The 4,256-nt window shown below is 70.3% G+C and carries 3 protein-coding genes and 2 pseudogenes; 4 read left to right on the top strand and 1 reads right to left on the bottom strand.

The features are described 5' to 3' along the window. Positions 1–457, top strand: a pseudogene (locus QZ753_RS11265) (hypothetical protein); the annotation flags it as partial. Here the strand turns inward: QZ753_RS11265 and QZ753_RS11260 are convergent. Then, complete coding sequence (locus tag QZ753_RS11260; RefSeq protein ID WP_294643767.1) at positions 445–1,158, bottom strand: transcriptional regulator NanR; 714 nt, start codon at positions 1,156–1,158, stop codon at positions 445–447. The pseudogene QZ753_RS11265 and the gene QZ753_RS11260 sit on opposite strands and share 13 nt — an antisense overlap. A 111-nt stretch (positions 1,159–1,269) precedes the next feature. Between QZ753_RS11260 and oiaX the strand changes: the two genes are divergently transcribed. The 3 genes and pseudogenes from oiaX to QZ753_RS11245 form a co-directional block, all read left to right on the top strand. Continuing rightward, the gene (gene oiaX / locus QZ753_RS11255; protein ID WP_294643768.1) at positions 1,270–2,553 is read left to right on the top strand and encodes a 3-oxo-isoapionate-4-phosphate decarboxylase OiaX; all 1,284 of its coding nucleotides are present in this window, start codon (positions 1,270–1,272) and stop codon (positions 2,551–2,553) included. A gap of 4 nt (positions 2,554–2,557) precedes the next feature. Beyond that, a complete protein-coding gene (locus QZ753_RS11250) occupies positions 2,558–3,883 on the top strand; it encodes a four-carbon acid sugar kinase family protein (RefSeq protein WP_294643765.1) in 1,326 nt (441 codons plus the stop codon). Between the two features lie 188 nt (positions 3,884–4,071). After that, positions 4,072–4,256: pseudogene (locus QZ753_RS11245) on the top strand (ABC transporter substrate-binding protein); the annotation flags it as partial.

Raw genomic sequence — 4,256 nt, 5'->3', positions numbered from 1 at the left:
GGCGCGCGGCCTCTTCGGCGCCGCTTTCATGATCGGCTATGCCGCACGCCTTCAGGGCGCCAGCATCGAAGCCTGGACCGGGGCGAGCCTTGCGGGCCCGCGCGGGCTGCTGCTGGCGGACGGCGGCATGGTGCCGGCCTTCCACGTGGCCAAGGGTCTTGCGGTCGTCAGTGGCGCCGCGCGGCTGGACCTTGTATCGACGCGGCGCGACAGGGTCGACGGCGTCGCCGCGCTGCGTGACGACGGCAGCCGCGAGATCTGGCTCGCCAATCTCGGTGCCGAAGACGAGGACGTCGTGCTGGACGGGTTCGGGCCGGAGGTCGGGGCGTCGAGGCTGGACGAGACGTCCTTCGAGGCGACAAGCCGAGGCGAGATGCCGCCCCTTGAGCCCGTCGGCACAGGCCTTCGCCTGCCGCCTTACGCGGTCGTGCGCCTCGTCTCGCCTCAGGCGCCCTGATGGCGGTAGAGATCGCGCGAGCGCTCAAGGTGGCGCACCATGGCGCCTTCCGCGGCCTCGGGGTCGCGCGCGGCGATGGCCTCGACGATCTCCTCGTGCTCGAGAAGGGTGACGTTTTCCTTGCCGCTCCAGATCAGGAGTTCGGTGTGGTACTGGCGCAGCCAGCCCAGCATGGATTCGGCCACCGCCTCGAAGATCGGGTTGCCGGGGATCGCGGCGATGCGCGCGTGGAAGCGCATGTCGGTGCGGATGAAGCGCTCGGGGTCGCCGAGCGCCCCGCGCTGCTCGGCGAGAAGCGCGCCCAGCGCCTCGACATCGGCCTCGCCCGCCCGCTCCGCCGCCTGCCGGACGATGCCACGCTCGAAGAAGATGCGCGCCTCCTTCAGGTGATCGAGCGCGCCGGGCGAGGTGGTCAGCATGATCTCGGCGGCGCGGTCGACCTGCCCGAACAGGGAGCGAGGCGTGAGGCTGAGGACCTTGGCCCGTTCGCCGTGCGAGATCGCGACGAGCCCCAGCCCGTTCAGCGCCTGCATCGCCTCGCGGATCGCCGGCCGGCCGACGCCGAAGCGCTCCATCAGTTCGCGCTCCGACGGCATCTGGTCGCCGGTCTTCAACTCGCCCGTCGTGATCATCGCCTTCAGGCGCTCGTAGACCTCGTCGGACAGCTTGCGGCGGACGATCGGCTCGCTCGGCTGGACCATGGCTGACGCTCCCCACACATCCGTCCGCCCGAAGCGGCCGTGCGAAACTGGTATGCCGATGATACCAGATCTCGCGCCGCGTCGTACGGTTTCCTTTCCGAACAGGCTTTTCTGCCCATGAGCGACGACATCATCCTGACCTACCGGATCGAGACGCCGGGCAGCGTCGAGAAGCTGGCGGACAAGATCGCGAGCGATCAGTCCACCGGCACCTTCGTGCCCCTTCCCGGCGAGACGCCGGAGCTGAAGGCGCGCGTCGCCGCCCGCGTCCTCGCGGTGCGCTCGCTCGATCCGGTCGAGGAGCCCGCCTTCGGCCGCTCCCACGACGATCTTGCCGCGCCACGCTCGTTCCGCTGCGGCGAGGCCGACATCGCCTTTCCGATGGAGGCGATCGGCACCGATCTCGCCGCCCTGATGACGATTGCGATCGGCGGCGTCTACTCGATCAAGGGCTTCAGCGGCATCCGCGTGACGGACATCCGCCTGCCGCCGGCCTTCGGGCAGGCCTGGCCGGGGCCGCAGTTCGGCATCGCGGGCTCCAAGCGCCTAACGGGCGTGTCGGGCCGGCCGATCATCGGCACGATCATGAAGCCGGCGCTCGGGCTGCGCCCGCCGGAAAGCGCCGCGATGGTCCGCGAGCTCGTGGAGGCCGACGTCGACTTCATCAAGGACGACGAGAAGCTGATGAGCCCGGCCTATTCGCCGCTCGCCGAGCGCGTGAAGGCGATCATGCCGGTGGTGCTCAACCACGAGCAGCGGACCGGCAAGAAGGTCATGGTCGCCTTCGGGATCACCGCCACCGACCCCGACGAGATGATGCGCAACCACGACCTCGTGCTGGCGGCGGGCGGCAATGCGGCGGTCGTCAACATCAACTCGATCGGCATGGGCGCGATGGCCTTCCTGCGTCGCCGCTCGGGGCTGGTGCTGCACGCGCATCGCAACGGCTGGGACATTCTCACCCGCCATCCCTCTCTCGGGCTGGACTTTCGCGTCTACCAGACGTTCTGGCGGCTTCTGGGCGTCGACCAGTTCCAGATCAACGGGATCGCGGCGAAGTACTGGGAGCCGGACGCCTCGTTCCTGCGCTCTTACCATGCCCTTCGCCGTCCGCTGTTTCGCGACGACGACCGACCGCTGCCGGTCGTCGGCTCCGGCCAGTGGGGCGGACAGGCCCCGGCGACCTATGCCGCGGTCGGCTCGACCGACCTCCTGTATCTCTGCGGCGGCGGCGTCGTCAGCCATCCGATGGGCCCGGCCGCCGGCGTGCGCGCCGTGCGCCAGGCGTGGGAAGCAGCGGTCGCGGGCGTCGATCTCGACGCCTACGCCGCCGACCGCCCGGAACTCGCCGCCTCGATCCGGGCCTTCGGCGGGCCGGACGCCAAGGGAGCCTGACGCGATGACGACGCCGCTGATCGCCTTCTACGGCGACGACCTCACCGGATCGACCGACGTGATGGAATCGCTGTCGATGCGCGGGATCGAGACCGTGCTCTTCACCGACCTGCCGACCGACGCGCAGCTCGCCCGCTTTCCCGACGCGAGAGCCATCGGCGTCGCCGGCACCAGCCGCAGCGAGACGCCGGCCTGGATGGACGCGAACCTGCCCGGCGTCTTCGAATGGCTGAAGGCGCGCGGCGCCGCGATCACCCACTACAAGATCTGCTCGACCTTCGATTCCAGCCCCGCCATCGGCTCGATCGGCCGCGCCGCGGAGATCGGCCGGCAGGTCTTCGGCGACCGCCCCGTGCCGCTCGTCGTTGGCGCGCCGCAGCTGAAGCGCTGGACCGCATTCGGAAACCTCTTTGCCGCCTACCGGGGCGAGACGTTCCGGATCGACCGCCACCCCGTGATGAGCCGGCACCCGGTCACGCCGATGCGGGAGGCCGACCTTCGCCTGCATCTGGCGGAACAGACGCCGCTTCCCGTTGCCCTTCTGGATAGCGTCGCGCTTCTGGCGGACGATGCCGATGCGCGGATCGACGCGATCCTGGCGCACGATCCGGGCCTCGTCCTGATCGACGTCCTCGACGCCGCGACGCAGAGCGCGGCGGGCCGCCAGCTGGCGCGGCTGGCGGAGGCCGGATGCCGCTTCGCAGTCGGCTCGTCGGGCGTCGAATATGCTCTCGCCGCCCATTGGGCGACGATCGGCCGCCTCGCCGGGCCGGTCGCCTTCGAGCCGCTGCCGCCGACGGAGCGCATCGCGGTCGTCTCGGGCAGCTGCTCGCCGACCACCGAGAGGCAGATCCGGCATGCGGGCGACAACGGGTTCGAGCCGATCGCCTTCGATCCGCGCGCCTTCGTTTCCGCCGATACGGCGGCGATCGAGGCGGTGGAGGCGCGGGCCGAGGCCGCCCTTCGGGTCGGGCGCTCGGTGATCGTCCACACCGCCATGGGCCCCGACAGCGACCTCGGGGCCGAGCTGTCGGGCGCGGAGGGCGCGCGCCATGCGATCGGGCGCGGGCTCGGGCGCCTGCAGGCCGGGCTCGTCCGTCGGCTCGGCCTTCGCCGCGCGGTGATCGCGGGCGGCGATACCTCCAGCCACGCGCTCCGCCAGCTCGGTGTCCATGCGCTCACCACCCGCCTGCCGATGCCCGACACGCCGGGCTCGCCGATGGCACTCGCGCACAGCGACGATCCCGCCTTCGACGGGTTGGAGATCGCGTTGAAGGGCGGTCAGGTCGGCGGCGACGACTATTTCTCGCGCATTCGCGACGGAGTTTAGAACCATTCGAAGAAATTCGGGTCGCTTCGGCAGTAAAAGGTGATGGCGCACGTCTTGTTTTCACCAACGGCGAAGAGTAGTCAGCCGGGCATTCCTTCCGTCTCGACCCCAGGACGTGCCCCGTGGTGTTCCCGAAGCCGTTTCTCGCCGCCTCGCTCGTCTTCGCCGGCCTCGGGTCGGCCGGCGGGATCGCGCATGCGGAACCGACGCAGTACCCTCTGACGATCGAGAACTGCGGCGAGGCGGTCACGGTCGAGAAGGCGCCGCAGCGGGCGATCGGCCTCGGCCAGAACAGCGCGGAGATCATGCTCCTTCTCGGCCTTGGGGACCGCATGGCCGGCACCGCCTTCTGGCCGAGCAAGGTCCTGCCCCA

The sequence above is a fragment of the uncultured Aureimonas sp. genome (assembly GCF_913775355.1).
GTDB lineage: Bacteria > Pseudomonadota > Alphaproteobacteria > Rhizobiales > Rhizobiaceae > Aureimonas.
The sequence above is the reverse complement of the archived record's forward strand: the minus strand, read 5'-3'. Positions and strand labels throughout refer to the sequence as shown.